Source organism: Arthrobacter sp. UYCu511 (genome assembly GCF_040547105.1).
Classification (GTDB): domain Bacteria; phylum Actinomycetota; class Actinomycetes; order Actinomycetales; family Micrococcaceae; genus Specibacter; species Specibacter psychrochitiniphilus.
The window spans coordinates 1-17,725 of record NZ_JBEPPB010000006.1 but is presented as its reverse complement, the minus strand read 5'-3'; the positions used below and the strand labels follow the sequence as shown (position 1 = coordinate 17,725).

Sequence of the window (17,725 nt, the reverse complement as noted above, 5' to 3'; positions counted from 1 at the left end):
AACTCCAGTCACAGGGCCTCCTTGGTAACAAGGCCCCTACTTACCTTACACTTTGAGATTTTTACGCAACGAAACAGCTGATGCGATGCCGGCCAAGACGATGCCCAGCAGTATCAGGACCGGGTAGATCACAAAGGCATCAGCGGTTGAGATGTAGGGGGTTCCGGAACTGGAAGAGGCCAGGTAACCGCCAAAGAAGAAGTGCACAATGGACCAGACCGCACCTGAGGCCAGAAGCGCCCCTATTGTGGCTGCAATGACACCTTCCAGCACAAAGGGTAGCTGAATGACAGTCCGTGAGGCGCCCACAAGACGCATGATTTCAATCTCTCGGGTTCGCGATTGCGCCGACAGTCTGATGGTGGTGGCAATCAGCAGCGCCGCACAAATGGTCATGAGAGCAGCAACTCCCATGGCCACATAGGTGGCAATGTTCATCCAGGAGAACAGCTTATTCAGCACCTTGCGCTGATCCACCACGGAATCCACGCCAGGGGTTGCTGCGAAGGTCTCGTTGATGATCTGGTACTTCGTCGGATCGGTCAGCTTGATGCGGTACGAGGATGGCAGGTTCGCAGCTTCCACAGAATCCACCATGGGTGAGTTGGCAAACTGTTCCTGGAAGTGACCCAGCGCCTCCTCCTGGGACTCAAAGGTCCATGTTTCCACATACGGCTTCACAGCCGGTGATTCCAGCAGATCCTCAATGGTTGTCTTCTGCTCATCCGTGACCGGGCCGGAAACGCAGTTGGTATTCGCAGGAATGTCGGTGCACAGGTAAATGGTGACCTGGACCTTGTCATACCAAAATCCTTTGAGCTGGCCAATCTGCATCTGCAAGAGTCCGGCCGTTCCCACGAACGTCAGCGACACGAACGTCACCAGAATCACTGAAATGACCATCGTCAGGTTGCGGCGCAGGCCACTTCCCAACTCGCTCATAATGAAGGCAAGTCTCACTTTTTGTTCCCGTCATTCATCTCATCGGCAGGCGATGGCGCCGCTTCCCCCAGCGGCGTTCCCAGCTTGCGTTCAAGTCGTGGCGGCATGCCCTCCTCCGCGGAAGTGCCGTCCTCTGCTGCCGCGGCAGTTGCTGCGCGGCGACGGCGGGTCATGGGTTCGGCGTCGTCCGTCTTGACGGGGACCACAGCGGGTCCCGCGGCGCCTGCTTGCACCACCGGAATCGCGGAGGTGTAAAGGGCTGTAGCCTCATCCCGGACCACTTGGCCATGGTGGAGCTCGATGACTCGCTTGCGCATGGTGTTGACAATGTCATCGTCGTGCGTGGCCATGACCACCGTGGTGCCGTTTTGGTTGATCCGGTCCAGGATGGCCATGATGCCGGCACTGGTGATGGGATCCAAGTTTCCTGTGGGCTCATCGGCCAGCAGGATTCCTGGCTGGTTCACGATGGCGCGGGCAATGGCCACACGCTGCTGCTCACCACCGGAGAGTTCCGTGGGTGTGCGGTGCGCCTTATCTTCCAGGCCCACCAGTTCCAGCACGCGCGGCACCTCAGACTTGATGGCGGCCCGGTTCTTGCCCAGCACCTGCATGGCATAGGCCACATTGGCGAACACGGTCTTAGTCTGGATCAGGCGGAAGTCCTGGAACACCACGCCAATGCCGCGGCGGAACTTGGGCACGCGCCAGCTGGGGACGTTGGCAACATTCTGTCCGGCAACGTAAATCTGCCCGTGTGGTGTCCGGTATTCGCGCAAAATCAAGCGCAACAGGGTTGACTTGCCGGAACCGGAGGAGCCCACTAGGAACACAAACTCGCCGCGTTCCACATCGAAGGAGACGTCGTCGAGCGCAGGTTTATCCTTGCGATCGTAAGCTATGCTCACATTTTCAAAACGAATCATGACTTTTTCATTGCCCGGCCAGCGCAATTCGCTGGCATGCTGGCGTCCGGGCAGGTGTTTGGGGGAAGAAGCCGCCAGCTTAACGACTATAGGCGTGTGGCCGCGCTATTGCTGGTTCCGCAGCGGTGTGTCGAGGTTGGGGGTTGCTGTGAATCCAGGGTGGGGTGCCGAGGCACCGGCTTCAGGCTTCTCACTGCGGCCGGCCCGCTCCCCGGGACGCGGCCACGTTTCCGCGAGAACGGGGCCAAGCCGGGTGAACGCTGCTGAGAGAAGGGGACCGGGCTGCGTATACTCCCGAAACCGGTGTCACCCCGCAAGAACGGCGTTTCTTGAGGGGTGGTTCGCGGGTTGGCCCCGTTTGAGTTCAATTCCCGCGGGGAAGCCCTTTCTGTTCCTCTGACATTCACGCCCCTGCCATGTCAAGGTATAGCTTCTGCGGTGTGGACAAGGAAGAAGCTGATGATTTCACGCGGCATACTGGCTACGTTGTCCACAGAATGGGTGGTTTCAACAAAGTCTCCTTGAAAACGTCCTAACGCATCAACAGACTCGGGGCATGGAACAGAACAAATTGGAGCGACGATTGGTTCAGGCCTGGCCAGCGTTCTATCAGGTTGCCACTTCTGCCCAGCTGGCCGAAGCGGGCTTTGGCGAACGATTGCTCGCCACCGCTTTGGACCGGAGACTAGTTTTCAGACTGCGGAAGGGTGCTTACGTGCGAGCCGCACACTGGGCAGCGTTGAAGCCCTGGGACAAGGACAAACTGCGGATCCTGGCGCACATCATGACGGTCCGGGGCGAACCCGTCTACTCGTACTTCACGGCCGCGCGGCTGCACGGGCTGTTCATCTGGAACAGTGATGCCCGCATTCATGTCACCGGGGCATCGGCCAGCTCCGGGACAAGCGGTGCCAGGGACGTTGTCCAACACCACGAGGCTGTGCCCGTCACGGATTCCCATTCGTTGCTTCTGCGCACCGGCATGTCCGTGACTGTAACAACGTTGGAGCGCACGGTCGTTGATTGTGCAAGGGCAGGCGGATTCGCAGAAGCAGTAATAATTGGTGACCATGCACTGTCCAAGGGAGCCCGGATGGCGGTCATGTTGGCCTTGGTCGATTCGATGCCGGGGCGCCGCGGCGTTCGCAAGGCGCGCCGGGTGCTGCATTCATTGGACGGTCTTTCGGAATCACCGGGCGAGAGCAGGACCCGGTTGATCATTGCCGGCATGGCCATTGACCAGCCAGTCCTGCAAAAGGAACTTCTTGCGGGTGGCAGGATCTATCGCCCTGATTTTCTCTGGGAAAGGCAAAAGTTGATCGTCGAGTTTGACGGCGATATCAAGTACTTCGCCTATGAACGCACCGACAAGGTCATCTTGGAGGAACGGAAGCGCGAAAAGCGGCTCATGGAATTGGGTTGGCGTTTCGTCCGGCTCGAATGGAAGGACCTTGCCAACCCGCAGGAAATGAAGCGGCGGATCCTGGCAATGTACAACGCACCATTTCTGGCTGCCGTCGCCTAACGGGGAGCGCCTACGCTTTATCCGCAAGTCTAGTTACTCATAATAATTGCACACGCGATTATTATTCCCCGGGCCACCCGGCAGCGCGACCTTAGCTGTGCGAGGCCTCGCACTCCGGGTGGACCCGTCTTTAGCAATCTCATTGCCCGTGCGTTTGTCGATGACGCTGCGGTAGACCTTGTTGCGCCGGTACACGTCCTTCCCCACTTCCTGGAAATGGGAGTCTGTTTCTTTGACATGGACCTTCACGCCCAGTGGTTCACTGGCGCGCAGTTCTCCGCGCAGGTATTCCTCGGTCACCGAAACCCTGACCTGGAAGGTGGTCTCCGTGGGGTTGTACACCCGGTAGTCCAGATAGTTGTAGACAATGGAGGTTCCCGTGCCAAACGGAATTTGCCGGTTGAAATCGGGGAACAAGTCGATGCCACCATGGTGGTGGTGTTCCACAATGTCCAACGGGCTATGCAGCACCATCCAGTGCAGCAGGTTGGTGAACTGGCACAGGCCCCCACCAATCCCGGAGGATGGGCCGTTGCTACTGACGGTCATGCCCGTCTTGTAACCCTTCTTCTCCGAGCAATGCCCCACTAGGTGCCAGAAGGAAAATGTTTCGCCGGGCTTGATCAGGATCCCGTCCACATGCGGCGCGGCCAAGCCCAGACTGACAGCCTTGTTTTCCTGCAGCGCCGCATCCACATTTCCCAGTTTCCGCCGGATGAGGGAATTGTGCTTGTACACGACCACCGGTAGGTCCTGTTGCCCGCGGGTGGAGGCCAGCTTTAACCGGCGGATGAAATCGCGCAGCGTGCGTTGGGCGATCTGCCGTTTCACGGCGAGGGCATAGGTCAACGGGGATATGTCGCCAAACAGCTTCCGACCCAAATTCCCATTTCCCCACCATGGCTGCAAGCACGCAGCCACCCCATGCTGTCCGGAAGTACCGGAGGCTTCCGGGCCGTGTGACAGAGTAACGCCAGTCACGTTACTGCTGGCGGCCACCCTGCCACAGCTGTGCGGCAATTGTGACGGGGAATTCGAAAGGTCTAGTGCTTTTCGGCGTTTCGCTGATCGGCGCGCCAGCGGATTCCGGCGTCGATGAAGTCATCAATCTCGCCGTCCAGCACGGAGCCAGCGTTGCCCACCTCGTGCTCGGTGCGCAGGTCCTTGACCATTTGGTACGGGTTCAGCACGTAGGAACGCATCTGATCCCCCCATGAGGCCTTGACATCACCGGCCATGGCCTTCTTGGTGGCGTCTTCCTCAGCCTTCTTCAGCAGCAGCAGGCGCGATTGCAGCACGCGCATGGCGGCCGCCCGGTTCTGAATCTGCGACTTCTCGTTCTGCATGGACACCACGGTGCCGGTGGGAAGGTGGGTCAGGCGTACGGCGGAGTCGGTGGTGTTCACGGACTGCCCGCCCGGACCTGAGGAGCGGAAAACATCCACCCGGATCTCGTTATCCGGGATCTCAATGCTGTCCGTTGATTCGATCAGCGGGATGACCTCCACGGCGGCGAACGAGGTTTGGCGGCGGCCCTGGTTATCGAAGGGGCTGATGCGCACCAGGCGGTGCGTGCCGGCCTCAACACTGAGCGTGCCAAAGGCGTACGGTGCCTTGACCTCGAACGTGGCGGATTTCAGCCCGGCTTCTTCCGCGTAGGAGGTGTCAAGAACCGCTGTGGGGTATCCGTGGCGTTCGGCCCAGCGCAGGTACATGCGCAACAGCATTTGGGCGAAGTCGGCAGCATCCACGCCACCAGCGCCGGAACGGATGGTGATGACGGCTTCACGCTCATCGTATTCACCAGCGAGCAGAGTCACGATTTCCAAATCCTGAAGGGACTTCTGCAAACCGGCGAGATCCTTGACAGCTTCGGTGAGGGAATCGGCGTCGCCCTCTTCCTGAGCCAGCTGCACAAGGACCTCAAGATCATCGATCCGGGATTCCAGGGAACGCAGCTTCTCCAGCTTGGACTGGGCATGGCTGAGCTTTGAGGTGACTATCTGCGCGGCTGCGGGATCATCCCAGAGGTTGGGCGAACCAGCCTGGTCAGATAAATCCTCAATGTTTTCCATGAGTTTCTCCACTTCGGAGACCTGCTCGATGGAAGTGTAGGTTGCGCGTAGGGCCCGGAGTTCTGCGGGAAAGTCAATCTCTGCCATGATATTCAAGCCTACGGCATTGGCAGGGCTGCATGCGGCGGGCCCCAGCGCGGGCGTCACAGCACTTTTCACAGCACCAAGTTGGCCCGTGCTGTGCTGCTGACACTGATACTGATCCCCTCCGGGACCAGGAAGTTGATAAAGAGGGGATGGACGACGGCGCTCACCCCCACCACCGCTGTTCTACCGTCCCCCACACCGGTGGCCGAATCCAGGACAATGTTGCCCAAACCCTCCGGGGAGCCGATCCCGGCAAGGTAATCCTGGGCTGCCCCGAGAACGCTGTGAGCGGTGAGCAAGGTCCCGGGATCAGCGGTGGCACTGCCTCCGCTGAGTTCAAAAGTATCCGCGGCTGCGAGCGCAGCGCCGTCTGCCATGGACAGCAGCTTCTTGTGCCCTAGGTAGATGCTGCCGGCCGCTGCCACCACGGTGACTACCAACAGGCTGATCAGGACGTAGCCGATCAACAGGATCATGACGTGTCCGGTTTCTTCTCCGGTGTTGGTTGTTGGAGATGTTTCAGTTTTCCTGCGGGTTTTCATTTGTAGCGTCCCACCTTTTGCTGGGCAGTGGATTCCACCGTGGCGGCCGTGGCATTGACTCCTGGCAGCGAGCCCACCACGGGCAGTTCCACTGTGAGCTGCACGTGGGCGCGGACTATGGCTCCGGCCGTGGAACAGCCGGGATCGCAGGTAATGGACAGAGTTGCAGCACCGGGGTCAAAGCCCATGTCCGCTACGGCCAGCCGCACCGCACGCTCTGCGGCTTGGTGTGCGGAGGGGAGGTCCTTGTGCAAAACGAACACTTTGGCGGCTTGATCTGCGGCCCCCACTGCCGCATATGCTCCGCCTTGGAGCTGTCCCACCGTCAGAATCAGGTAAGCCACGGGCACCATGAGCAGCACCGCGAGAAAGATGAACTCAATAATGGCGCTGCCTTCTTCTGATTTAGCGCCGGGCGGCGGCTTTGCTTCAACGGGTGATGACGGCATGGCCTGTCATCTCCAGGGATCGTGCCGGTCCGAAGAGTCCTATCAACGGCAAGGGAGCATTGAGCGAGACTTGGAGAATATCCAGGCCGTCCTGTGTGTCAATGCTGACGGACACGTCCTGGACATAGCCGGGCCCCAGGGCAGCATCCATAAGGTGGATGGCCCGGTCCTTGGCATCGGCCGCGGTCCTATCCCCCAAGGCACCGTATCTGGCAGCGGATGAGGCGGCATCAGCCATAGTGTTGCGCACGTGCAGCACCAACGCCAGCTGGAGCAGGGCCACAAAGATCACCGTCACCAACGCTCCCACCAGAACAAAGTCGACCACCGCAGCCCCGGTTTCCCGCACCGAAGCTAAGGCTGAACTTGTTCCATGGCTTGGTTGAACAGGCCCTCCAGTGCGGGCCCGGCGATGGCCAGCAACCCGGCCACCAGAACGGCGCTCATGAGGGTTATTAAAACCCACCCGGGCACGTCTCCTTGGCTTCTGCCCGTTGCTGGGCGCAGGGCCAGTGGCAGGGACAACCGGCAGTTGGCCCGCTGCCACTGCCGGACCAAGTACCCCCTCGCCACACTGATCCACATCCTCGCGCGCACGTGTAGCCCGCCGCTGAACGTCATCACTGCCCTGAACCGCGCCGTTGCCCTTCCCCTGGCCTTGTTGAAAACGTGCATGATGTTTCCTCTCCCTTTGCTGATGCTGTTGTTTTGCTAAAGTCTTTCCTCTGCGTGTAGTCCCGTGTCTGCCCATCTAGAAACCAAACTGCAGCAGGGCCAGGCCGGGAAAGACGGCGAAAACAACTGTCAGCGGCAGCACCCCGAAGATCAGTGGCACCATCATGCCGATTTCCTTGCGTCCGGCCGATTCCATCAGCTCACGCTTGGCCACGTCCCTCACATCCTGAGCCTGTGCCCGTAGTACCTCGGCCAGCGGGGTGCCCCTATTGATGGCCACACTGATGCCGTCCACAAACCGGGCCAGGGCCGGCACATTGACTCTGGCCGAGAATTGATTCAGGGCTTCTACTAGCGGCATTCCCGTCCGTGTTTGAGCCAGGACCGCGCCAAATTCGGCAGAAAGCACCCCGGATGAGGACCGTGCCACCCGGTCCAGCGCACTGACGGCGCTCTCCCCCGCACCCACCGCCAAAGCCATCAGCTCTGCGAGCGCCGGGAATTCTGCCAGCATGCGGGCCTGCCGGCGTTGGATCCGTGAGCTCAGAAGGTAGTCATACAACACGTACCCGCCCATCATGGGCCCCACAGAGAGCACCACAGCGCCCAGAAGATTCAGGCGGCCTTGCCACAGTAAGAACAGCGCCAACAGCACCCCTAAAAGCAGCCCCACCCCGGCAACAATCAACTGTGCGGCACGGAATTCCAGAGCACTCTCTTGCCGCCCAGCCTGTGCAAGACGGGCGCTGAGTCCGTGAACACTGATATTGCTCCGGCCAAGTCTCTGCACAGCATCCTTGAGCACCAGGCGCGCAATGCGCTCCAGTGGGCCAAAGAGCGGCACTTGTTCTTCCTTCTCCAGAAGCCGGGAACGCCTGGAAGCCGTCAGTAATTGAGGTTCCACACGTTGGGCAAAGCTGGGCCGACGCATGGCAGGAAGCCGCACCAACGTCAGCCATAGCCCGGCCCCCAGGGCAAGCCCGACGCCGGTCACCAGCAGCAGCTGCCCCGTCATTGCAGCACCCGCTGTTCCTCTGGCAACGCCCCAATGCGCAGCATGATCCGGTAGCAAACCACGGAGAGCACAAGGCCCCCTCCCAGTACCGCCCACCCGGGCGCTGAGTTATACGCGCCAATGGCTTCGGGGCGCGTGGCCATGAGCATCAGTACAATCCAGGGCGCGGCTACGGCCAGGCGGGCTGCGTTGACCGTCCATGACTGCCGGGCTTCAAGTTCGCTCCGGGTTCTGGCGTGGTCCCGCAGGAATTCGGAGAGCGTGCCCAGCAGTTTGCCCAAGTCGGAGCCGCCAACATCGCGCGTGAGCCGCAACGCCTCAATGATCCTGTCCGCAACGGGATCAGCCAATGATCCTTTGAGTCTTTGCAAGGCGCTTTCGAAGTGCCCGGTGGCCCGGTAATCCGCACCAAAGGCTTTGAATTCTTCACGGAGTTGGAGCGGGCCCTTGCTCCCCAGCTGAGTCAGAGCTTCGGGAAGTGAAAGCCCGGCTCTGATGGCCGAGCGTAAATGGTCCACAACGTCAGGCCAGAGATCGCGCATGACTGCCGCCCGGCGTCGTGCGCGCATCGCCAGCAGCGCAAAGGGCAGGTAGGCGCTGAACAAGCCAAAGCACAAGGCTATGGCCGGGGCGCGGGTCAGCACCACAACAATCAGGACCACCACCACGGCAAACACGGCGGTGCTGACCAGCAGGGAGGCCGGGCTGACTTGAGGAACGCCGGCCCGGTGGAGCAATGAGGCCACCTTATTACCCCGGACCGGGACAGCGCTGCGGGCAGGTTCACTCCAGCAGGCCGTCCAGATCAGGAACAAGCCCAGGCCTGCCACCAGCCCGAGGACCGCGGACATTAGGACTCCCCCATCAAGGCGGCCACGTTGTAGCCTGCCGCTGCGAACTTCTCAGGAGCCGGCATAGCGGTGTCCGAGGCTTCCAGCCGGCCGTTGACCGTGTCAAAGACGAGGCTCGATTCGATGATGCCGTTTTCCACACGGCGGCCCAGGGCCAGGATTTGCCCCACGGACCGCCGCCCATTGGGAGCTCGGACGCAGTGCACCACCAGATCTATACAGGCCGCCACTGTTGGCAGGACGAAGGCGGCCGTGATGTTCTCTCCTGCGAGAAGCGGGAGGGTGCAAATCTTCACCACAGCGTCATGCGCCGAGTTTGCATGGACCGAGGCCATCCCGGGAAGACCACTATTTAGGGCGATCAGCATGTCCAGGCTTTCCGCCTCACGCACCTCACCCACAATGAGCCGGTCCGGGCGCATGCGCAGTGCCTCCTTGACGAGGCGGCGCAGCGGGATCTCGCCCATGCCCTCGAGGTTGGGTTGGCGGCATTGCAGCCCCACCACGTCGCGCAGGGGAAGCTTCAGCTCGAATATTTCCTCGACGGTAACCACACGCTCGCGGGAACCAATACCGGAGGCCAAACAGTTCAGCAGTGTGGTTTTACCAGCCTGGGTTGCGCCCGAGACCAGGATGTTCAGCCCGCTGCTGACGGCTGCCCCCAAAAAACGTGCCGCCTGTGGTGTGAGGGAACCCAGCTCCACCAGATGGTCCAGGCGGCTGGCCCGGGCAGTGAACTTGCGGATGTTCACGGCCCAATGGGTTTGGGTGATGTCCGGGATCACCACGTGCAGCCGGCTGCCGTCCGGTAGGGCGGCGTCCACGAAGGGGCTGCTCAAATCCAGCCGGCGGCCAGAACTTTTCAGCATCCGTTCCACCAGATCGCGCACTTGCTCTGCGGTAAATACCAGGTTGGTGAGTTCGGATTCGCCGTGCCTAGCCACAAACACCTCATCAGGGGCGTTGAGCCAAATTTCCTCTATGTCCGGATCTTCAAGGAGTGGTTGCAGTGCACCGAAACCGGCGACGGCGTTGAACACCGTCAGTTTGGCATCGGCAGCTTGGGCGAGGGCTGGGACCGCACCGAGTAGGGAGCGCTCGCCATAATCGTTGACCGCTGCCTCAACCAAGGCACGGACTTCCATGCCCTGCCTCAGCGGATCAAGACCTTTACGGCGGATGAGTTCCCGGACTTCATCCTCAACTTGTGTCAGCGCATCCAATCAGACCACGTCCGCCCCTTTGCGGTGTTCGCCCTTGCCAATGGTCAGGAGCCTAGACCCGTTCAACAGGGACGCGCTAGGGGCAATCGTGTGGCTGTGGATAAGTAGGGGCTGCAGGTGGCTACTTCATGTCGTTCGGTATTGCGCCGCTGGCATCACAAGCATATATTTGGGAAGCCTTTGTAAAATCCACCCGGGGGAATCCGTGAAACGACGAACTATCGCGCTGGTCGCAGCCTTGAGCATGGTCATGACCGGCTGGGTGGTTTCACCAGCTTCGGCGGAGAGCGAGAGTTCACCTACGCCATCTCCAACGGTTGCAGTTGAGTCAGCTCTACCAGCCATCCCCACTTTTTCTCCAGACCACGAGCCAGCCTCTCCTGAACCGATCACTCCGGAGCCAACGTCCGTACTGATTCCATCTCCAATTACAAAGCTAGCGACTCCACCAGCTGCACCTATGTCGGTGCCCGCCGTCCTCACCAAGCTCATGACCGAGAAGTGGCAGAAAATGGGTGGAGCCCTAAGCGTGTTGGGGGAACCCTCCGCAGATGCCAACTGTCAGGACGGAATCTGCCGCCAAGAATTTGAGGGTGGCACAATCTTCGTTGTCAGAGGCAATACCGTAACGGTTGCGCTCAGAAGTCAAGGGCATGTTGGACCCCAATGGTTTGAAGTTGGGGGATTGAAATCAGGAATAGGCGTGCCAGTTACTGATGAAATTAATACCACAGAAGGCTCCTACCAAGAGTTCGACTCCTTCGACGGCAAGGGAATCACGGTTCGTACTTGGCAACCTCTACAGGGCATTATCTCAATCGCACTTGGAACAGATATCGGCTACAGATTTAACTGGCTCGGTGGAATCTCCGTTGTTGGCTACCCTATTGGCCAGGCTTCATGCGGATTGAAGGACAGCGGATGCAGCCAAAGCTTCGACACCGGGACGATCTTCTCCAGCTCCACATCAGCTGCCTCATTGATCAAAGGTGGCATCAAGTCCAAGTGGGTAAGCACCGCTGCTCAAAACGGCATTCTCGGTTATCCCATTGATCAGGAAGAATGTTTTGGTTCAACGACTTCATGTCTTCAGTCTTTTCAGGGCGGGCAGATCATCTGGTCAAAGAGGACTGGCGCCACAATAGTCCGGGGCGGCATCAGGTCGATGTACTGGAATTCAGGATTCATGGTGGGCACTCTTGGCCTTCCACTGAGTGATGAAAAGTGTAATTTGCGCGATAAAGGTTGTGTTCAGAACTTCCAGAACGGGCAAATAGCTTGGTCTACCAAAACCGGAGCAAAGACTCTTCGTGGAGCCATCGGGTCACGGTACAAAAGCGTCGGCGCCCAGAATAGCTACCTGGGCTATCCAACTGCCGAGGAGCAGTGTGGGATTCCTCGCGGAGGCTGCAAGCAAGGGTTTCAAGGAGGGACCATTATTTGGTCGGCAGCCTCGGGTGCTCGCATAACGCGTGGAGCCATAGGTGCAGCGCACACCGGTGCCTTCGCTGGATGGTTGGGCCCGGAGGGCTACCCTTTGGGTGATGAGATCTGTGGACTCGCCCAGAAAGGTTGTTATCAGCAATTCCAAACCGGTCGTTACTACTGGTCATCAAACACTCGCACAGCCGTTTTCGTCAAGAATGGCATACAGTCGCGCTGGAACCAGCTAGGCGGAGTCAATGGACGAATGGGCTACCCAATTTGGAATGAAGTCTGCGCCAACGGTTACTGCGAACAACAGTTTCAGCACGGAGTGGTTTCCTGGGCAGCACCCGGCGCGCGCCCCTGGTGACCCTCTCCCAGTAACCGGCCTGGCGGAGAAACCACCATGTCCTGTCCAATCGTCCGAGACCTCCGGCTTACACAATATGCATGACTTCATCTGGATCTTCGAGGAGTAATTGCAGCGCACCGAAACCGGCGACGGCGTTGCAAACCGTCAGCTTGGCATCGGCAGCTTGAGCGAGTGCCGGGACTGCACCGAGGAGGGAACGCTCGCAAAAGTTGTTGACAGAGTTGTTGACAACTGCCTCAACCAAGGCACCGACTTCCATGCCTTGTCTCAGCGGATCAAGACCTTTACAGCCGATGAGCTACCTGACGTCATCCTCAACTTGTGTCAGCGCATCCAATCAGACAACGTCCGCCCCCTTTGCGATGTTCGCCGTTTCCAACGGCGCGGAGCGTAGCCGGAGACTAGCGCCGGGATTGGGCGAGTTTTGGCGCTGTAGATAACTATGCATTTGAAGCAGTGGCTTGTTGCTGCTTCCTACTGCACCGAAGCGCCCTGTGTCCGTTGAGTTACCTGTGAGTAGAGTGTGCGCTCTGCTGCGAGAAATATGAGAACTTATATGTGTGGATCAGCTAATCTATGAGCATGAGCCAGCCCTTCATTTACCTCGTTGCACCGTCGGGGAACCCCAATTTTGGTGACGAATTCATTGCGTCCTCGTGGCTGCGATATTTGGCCAAGACGCAGCCACATACGGAAGTCTATTTGGACTGCCCTCACCCCGGGCTAGCTCAAGTGCTTTTTGCCGGCTTGCACCCCAAACTGCGTGTCACCAACACTCTCTGGCGGGCAGTGGCGGACTCTGCCAGCCTTGCTCCGCGGGCGCTGAAGGACCGAGTAACCGATTTGGTCAAAAATCTCGGCTCGCCGCAGTACGATCTTGGTCTTTTGCAATTGCGCAAAGCCAGCTCACTGCACCTCCTAGGCGGTGGCCACATCAATGGCATGTGGCCTCAGCACTATGGCCTCATTGCCGCCATGCAAGCCGTACGCGAGGTGTCAGGAGCTCGCTTGTTTGCCACCGGTCTTGGACTTATGCCGTTTGATGTCAATGGCGAAGTTGACGCCGACTCACTATTCAATGGCTTTGAGTACGCCAGTGCTCGGGACGCTGAAAGTGCAAGTACTTTCGGTCTGAACTCGGGGATTGATGATGCGTTTTTGGGAGTAGGCGCAGAACTGGGGCGAAATACGCTAGCTGCCAACAGTCTCTGCATTTGCATACAAAATGACACCTCCGACGACGGCTATCTGGAGAATGCTGTGGCGATCGCCCGCGAACGCATTATCCTAGCGGCTGAAAAGGGCCGCAGCGTCCACTACTTCGAGGCCATTCCTGGCTCGGACCGCGTCGCCTTCGAGCAGTTAAGCGACCTGATACCGGAGGTAAACTTCGTCCCGTTTTCAGAAATCTGGCTCAATGGCCTGCCCGTGGCAGCTAGCCAAGAATGGTTGACCACCCGTTTTCACTTCCATCTGCTCGCGGCCGCGGCCGGTGCAACGGGAACGGTTATCGAGGCGAAAACTGGCTATTACGATGTCAAGCACGAGTCTGTGAAGAGCCTTGGTTCAGGGTGGAAGTATGCAGCCGCCGGAGACTCTCCTGCGCCTCAAACCGCCAACACCCTCCAGCAAAACCTACCCACCCTGATGGCGCGCAAGATGGCTGAAGCCGCAAAGCTCTACCCTGGGCCCGCACGGGCCCAGGGCGAAGACTCGCTGGGGAAGAGCTTGCTGCGCTCAGTCAAACGCCGGCTCGTCGCCTAACTGCCGAGGTTACTAAGCCCCATATCCCAAGGGGTTCTCGCGCTGCCAGCGCCAGTGGTCTTCACACATCTGCGCCAAGCTGCGGTGCGCCGACCAGCCCAGATCGGCCAGGGCCGCTGACGGGTCTGCGTAGCTGACTGCGGCATCGCCGGTGCGGCGCGGAGCGAACTCGAACGGCACCGGCGTTCCGGCGGCAGCTCCAAAGGCCTGAATGACTTCAAGTACTGATGAGCCATTACCCGTGCCTAGGTTCCAGCGGAAGACACCTGAGTGCTCGGGCAGGTAGTCCAATGCGGCAATGTGCCCTGCGGCAAGATCCATGACATGGATGTAGTCCCGAACTCCCGTGCCATCGGGAGTCGGGTAGTCGTTACCGAATACCATGACCTTCTCACGCCGGCCCACCGCCACCTGGGCCACGAATGGCAACAAGTTGTTAGGGACGCCTGTGGGGTCTTCCCCGATCCGACCGGATTCGTGCGCGCCTACCGGATTGAAGTACCTCAGCAGGGCCACCCTCCAGCTGGGATCAGCTGCTCCCAGATCGGTGAGTATGTCCTCGATCTGTTCTTTGGTGCGTCCATAGGGGTTTGTGGCATCCAACGGCATCTTCTCTATCAGAGGGACTTCTTCGCTGGCTCCGTACACTGTGGCGGAAGAGCTAAAGACGATGGTGCGAACGCCGTGTTTGTCCATGGATGCGAGCAGGTTCAACGTGCCAACGATGTTGTTCTGGTAGTAGCGCAGCGGCTCAGCCACCGACTCTCCCACTGCCTTTAGACCTGCAAAATGGATAACAGCATCAAATTTTCCAGCAGAAAACAGCGAGTCAACTCCTGCTGCGTCCAACAGGTCAAGCTCATGAAAAACCGGGTGCTTGCCAGAAAGCTCCTCGACACGATTCAGCGACTCAACAGATGAATTCGCAAGATTATCTAGGACGACAACCTCATGACCTGCTGCCAAAAGACAAAGGACCGTATGTGAACCTATATAGCCGGCGCCGCCGGTGACTAATACCTTCATGTGTTCAAGCCTATAGCGCCTGGTGGTTCTCCGGGAACCGTTAGCTGGAACAGACAACGTTAGTATCGTTGGCCACTTCTACACCGCAGGGTAAGCTGGAAGGTATGGTCTTGGGGGCACATCTTAGTCTCTGGCCTGTGCCTTTTAGCCGTCGTTCAGACGTGACCAACTACAAACACCGCTCCGGAGCTACATCTATGTTTTCAACTAGGTCCAGGTTTTCATCCCTTCCCGGTTGCCGCCCGTCCGGTCGAGCCCGGCCCATAGTGATTGCTGGCTTGCTGACAATGTCGTTGGTGCTTTCGCTTGGCGTGGTTCCGGCACATGCCGAATCGACCCCTGCACCGGCCGATCCCTCAGCCCAGGCAGTTACTACCGCGGTCCCTCAAACGGCGACTTCTACTACTCCTGTATCGCCCGCACCGTCTGCCATCCCGTTGTCCTCGCCCGAGTCGTCACCCACGCCTTCATCAGCCGTGGATGCACCATACGGCGCCTACATGGGCATGGGGTTGGCTAAGGATACTTCAGCCCAGCAGCCCAAAGGGACGACCACCACAAACTCACAACCTTTTGCGGCGCAGCCCTTGTCTGCAGCAATTCCAGCGGGTGTACTAGGCATGGACGTCAGCGGTTGGCAGGCTGATAGTGCAACCCACTCGATCAGCCAGGTCAGCTGGACTGAGCAGTGGCGTCTTGGTGCCCGATTTGTCTACGTCAAAGCGTCGGAAGGGAACACTTTCCGGGACGCGTCATTTTCGTCTCACTATTCCGGCGCTTCCAAAGTAGGCATGTTGCGAGGTGGCTACCACTTCGCGCTTCCCAACCAATCAAGCGCTGTGTCCCAGGCAGACTTTTTTGTCGATAACGGGGGCGGATGGAGTGCGGACGGCAAGACACTACCGCCCCTCTTGGACATTGAAAACAATCCTTACGGCGCAAATTGTTATGGTCTGAACCCTAACCAAATGGTGTCGTGGATCAGTGCGTTCTCGCAACGCATCTTAGACCGAACAGGCCGCCTGCCTATGATCTACACCAACTATTATTGGTGGCAGGACTGCACCTCCAATTCCACAGCATTCACAAACCATCCTCTGCACATTGCCGCCTATGGCGCTACTAACCCTTGGGTACCCGGGGCATGGAAAAATTACAGTGTCTGGCAATACAGCGACAGCGGTCCGTTCGCAGGCGACTCCAACACTTGGAACGGGACCCAGAGCAGTCTGAATGAGTTTGCTGCCAACGCAGGCGCGCCGGTAGCGCCAACTCCGACACCGGTGAGAAAACCCTCCATCGCCAGCGCTGCGGATTTAGTTGCCGCAGATAGCTCCGGAGCACTATGGAATTACCCTGCGAATGGATCAGGAGCCTTCGGAACCCGCAGACAGATTGGGCAGGGGTGGACAAGCATGCGTTCCATCACTGTCATTGACTGGAACTCCGACGGCGTGCTGGACCTATTGGCCCAACGAAAAACCGGATCCCTTGCCTTCTACCCGGGGCTGCCGGGCGGGGGGTTCTCCGGACCCCGTACGCTCGCGGCGTCAGGCTGGTCCGGCCACCAACTCGCGGTCGGATACTGGCTCAACTCAAGCAAATACCCCCAAATACTGACCCGCGGAGGCAACGGCGACCTCAGCCTTTGGACGAATTCATCGGGCAACGCTTTGGGAACGCCAAAACGAATCGCTCAGGGCTGGAACGGCATCAATTTGACCATGCTGGACTACGACGGCGATGGACGCCAAGATCTTATGGCCCAGTACCCAGACGGCACATTGAGACTAGCCCGTTCAAACGGGTCGGGGGGCCTCCTGAATGAGCCACGCAGGACCATCGGCACTGGTTGGAACGCTTTCACTAGCGTTTCCGTCTACAGCGACTTCACTTCGCCAGGATCCACCGGGCTGATCCGCCGGACGACAGCTGGAGCAATTAGCTACATCCCCGTTCTGGGTAACTCGTCCTTTGGTCCTGCCTCTTCGATAGGCTCCGGATGGAGTTCATTCCTAATTGCCGGCGGTGAAAACATCAACCAGCCACCTCTTGCTCCCCCCGCGCCGAAGGCAGTCCCCGGCAACGGCCGCGCGGTAGTCACTGTTGCCAAGAACATCAATGGCGCAGCAGCCACATCTGTATCAATCACTGCGACACCAGGAGGCGCCTCTTGCAGCCTGGCTACAGCTGCCGGAACCTGCACAGTGCCAGGACTGACAAACGGAACGACGTACACGTTTAGGGCTGCAGCCAAGAACGCAGGCGGTACGTCTTCGATGTCGACGGCCAGTTCAGCAATCGTTCCGTCCGCACCGGTCCACCGCATCGCAGGAACCGACAGATACGCGACATCGGCAGCTATCTCCAAGGCTACCTTCGCCAACGGTGTCGGCACCGTCTACATCGCCAGCGGCACCACCTACCCCGACGCACTCTCAGGAGCAGCAGCGGCCGGCACACTCAACGGCCCCGTCCTCCTAGCAACCCCAACAGGACTCCCCGCCGCCACAAAGACCGAACTCTCCCGCCTCAAACCCAAACGAATCATCATCCTCGGCGGCACCGGCGCCTTCAACAACACCGTCCAAACACAGTTAACCGCCTACAGCTCAACTGTCATACGCATCGCAGGAACCGACAGATACGCGACATCGGCAGCTATCTCCAAGGCTACCTTCGCCACCGGTGTCGGCACCGTCTACATCGCCAGCGGCACCACCTACCCCGATGCACTCTCAGGAGCAGCAGCGGCCGGCACACTCAACGGCCCCGTCCTCCTAGCAACCCCAACAGGACTCCCCGCCGCCACAAAGACCGAACTCTC

General features: G+C 59.1%; 17 protein-coding genes and 1 pseudogene. 5 read left to right on the top strand and 13 right to left on the bottom strand.

The window, feature by feature from the left end:
- Positions 1–45 precede the first annotated feature (45 nt).
- On the bottom strand, positions 46–960 hold the full coding sequence (ftsX, locus tag ABIB48_RS09935) for a permease-like cell division protein FtsX (protein ID WP_110106575.1): 915 nt from the start codon (positions 958–960) through the stop codon (positions 46–48).
- The gene (gene ftsE, locus ABIB48_RS09930) at positions 957–1,868 is read right to left on the bottom strand and encodes a cell division ATP-binding protein FtsE (protein WP_354212883.1); all 912 of its coding nucleotides are present in this window, start codon (positions 1,866–1,868) and stop codon (positions 957–959) included. Before ftsE ends, ftsX begins: the two co-directional genes overlap by 4 nt.
- Positions 1,869–2,424: 556 nt before the next feature.
- Between ftsE and ABIB48_RS09925 the strand changes: the two genes are divergently transcribed.
- Positions 2,425–3,393: a hypothetical protein gene (locus ABIB48_RS09925; protein ID WP_315913052.1), complete on the top strand. Its 969-nt coding sequence runs from the start codon at positions 2,425–2,427 to the stop codon at positions 3,391–3,393.
- Positions 3,394–3,426: 33 nt separating this feature from the next.
- Here the strand turns inward: ABIB48_RS09925 and ABIB48_RS09920 are convergent, their stop codons facing one another.
- From ABIB48_RS09920 to ABIB48_RS09880, 9 genes are all read right to left on the bottom strand, one after another.
- Positions 3,427–4,224 (bottom strand): VanW family protein, encoded by a 798-nt coding sequence (locus tag ABIB48_RS09920; protein WP_354212882.1) that lies wholly within the window; start codon positions 4,222–4,224, stop codon positions 3,427–3,429.
- A gap of 212 nt (positions 4,225–4,436) precedes the next feature.
- The gene (gene prfB, locus ABIB48_RS09915; protein WP_110106721.1) at positions 4,437–5,555 is read right to left on the bottom strand and encodes a peptide chain release factor 2; all 1,119 of its coding nucleotides are present in this window, start codon (positions 5,553–5,555) and stop codon (positions 4,437–4,439) included.
- A 68-nt stretch (positions 5,556–5,623) separates the two neighbouring features.
- Complete coding sequence (locus ABIB48_RS09910; RefSeq protein WP_354212881.1) at positions 5,624–6,097, bottom strand: pilus assembly protein TadG-related protein; 474 nt, start codon at positions 6,095–6,097, stop codon at positions 5,624–5,626.
- A complete protein-coding gene (locus ABIB48_RS09905) occupies positions 6,094–6,546 on the bottom strand; it encodes a hypothetical protein (protein WP_354212880.1) in 453 nt (150 codons plus the stop codon). The genes ABIB48_RS09910 and ABIB48_RS09905 overlap by 4 nt, the downstream gene beginning before the upstream one ends.
- A complete protein-coding gene (locus tag ABIB48_RS09900) occupies positions 6,527–6,874 on the bottom strand; it encodes a TadE/TadG family type IV pilus assembly protein (RefSeq protein ID WP_354212879.1) in 348 nt (115 codons plus the stop codon). The genes ABIB48_RS09905 and ABIB48_RS09900 overlap by 20 nt, the downstream gene beginning before the upstream one ends.
- Before the next feature lie 26 nt (positions 6,875–6,900).
- Positions 6,901–7,131, bottom strand: coding sequence for a hypothetical protein (locus tag ABIB48_RS09895; RefSeq protein ID WP_354212971.1), 231 nt, complete (start codon positions 7,129–7,131; stop codon positions 6,901–6,903).
- Between the two features lie 166 nt (positions 7,132–7,297).
- The gene (locus tag ABIB48_RS09890; protein WP_354212878.1) at positions 7,298–8,236 is read right to left on the bottom strand and encodes a type II secretion system F family protein; all 939 of its coding nucleotides are present in this window, start codon (positions 8,234–8,236) and stop codon (positions 7,298–7,300) included.
- Entirely contained in the window at positions 8,233–9,087 is an 855-nt protein-coding gene (locus ABIB48_RS09885) for a type II secretion system F family protein (protein ID WP_354212877.1), read from the bottom strand. The genes ABIB48_RS09890 and ABIB48_RS09885 overlap by 4 nt, the downstream gene beginning before the upstream one ends.
- Complete coding sequence (locus ABIB48_RS09880; RefSeq protein WP_354212876.1) at positions 9,087–10,310, bottom strand: TadA family conjugal transfer-associated ATPase; 1,224 nt, start codon at positions 10,308–10,310, stop codon at positions 9,087–9,089. Before ABIB48_RS09880 ends, ABIB48_RS09885 begins: the two co-directional genes overlap by 1 nt.
- A 490-nt stretch (positions 10,311–10,800) precedes the next feature.
- Between ABIB48_RS09880 and ABIB48_RS09875 the strand changes: the two genes are divergently transcribed.
- Positions 10,801–12,105: an LGFP repeat-containing protein gene (locus ABIB48_RS09875; RefSeq protein ID WP_354212875.1), complete on the top strand. Its 1,305-nt coding sequence runs from the start codon at positions 10,801–10,803 to the stop codon at positions 12,103–12,105.
- 67 nt (positions 12,106–12,172) lie between these two features.
- On the opposite strand, the gene ABIB48_RS09870 is transcribed toward ABIB48_RS09875, so the two are convergent.
- Positions 12,173–12,352 carry a hypothetical protein gene (locus ABIB48_RS09870; RefSeq protein ID WP_354212874.1) on the bottom strand — a complete coding sequence of 60 codons (180 nt, stop codon included), beginning with the start codon at positions 12,350–12,352 and terminating at the stop codon, positions 12,173–12,175.
- 338 nt (positions 12,353–12,690) lie between these two features.
- On the opposite strand from ABIB48_RS09870, the gene ABIB48_RS09865 reads away from it, so the two are divergent.
- A complete protein-coding gene (locus ABIB48_RS09865) occupies positions 12,691–13,872 on the top strand; it encodes a polysaccharide pyruvyl transferase family protein (protein WP_354212873.1) in 1,182 nt (393 codons plus the stop codon).
- Between the two features lie 12 nt (positions 13,873–13,884).
- On the opposite strand, the gene galE is transcribed toward ABIB48_RS09865, so the two are convergent.
- A complete protein-coding gene (gene galE, locus ABIB48_RS09860; protein ID WP_354212872.1) occupies positions 13,885–14,898 on the bottom strand; it encodes a UDP-glucose 4-epimerase GalE in 1,014 nt (337 codons plus the stop codon).
- 104 nt (positions 14,899–15,002) lie between these two features.
- On the opposite strand from galE, the pseudogene ABIB48_RS09855 reads away from it, so the two are divergent.
- Positions 15,003–16,307: pseudogene (locus tag ABIB48_RS09855) on the top strand (lysozyme); the annotation flags it as partial.
- Positions 16,308–16,313: 6 nt separating this feature from the next.
- The coding region (locus ABIB48_RS09850) for a cell wall-binding repeat-containing protein (protein ID WP_354212970.1) at positions 16,314–17,725 on the top strand (1,412 nt) is incomplete at its 3' end.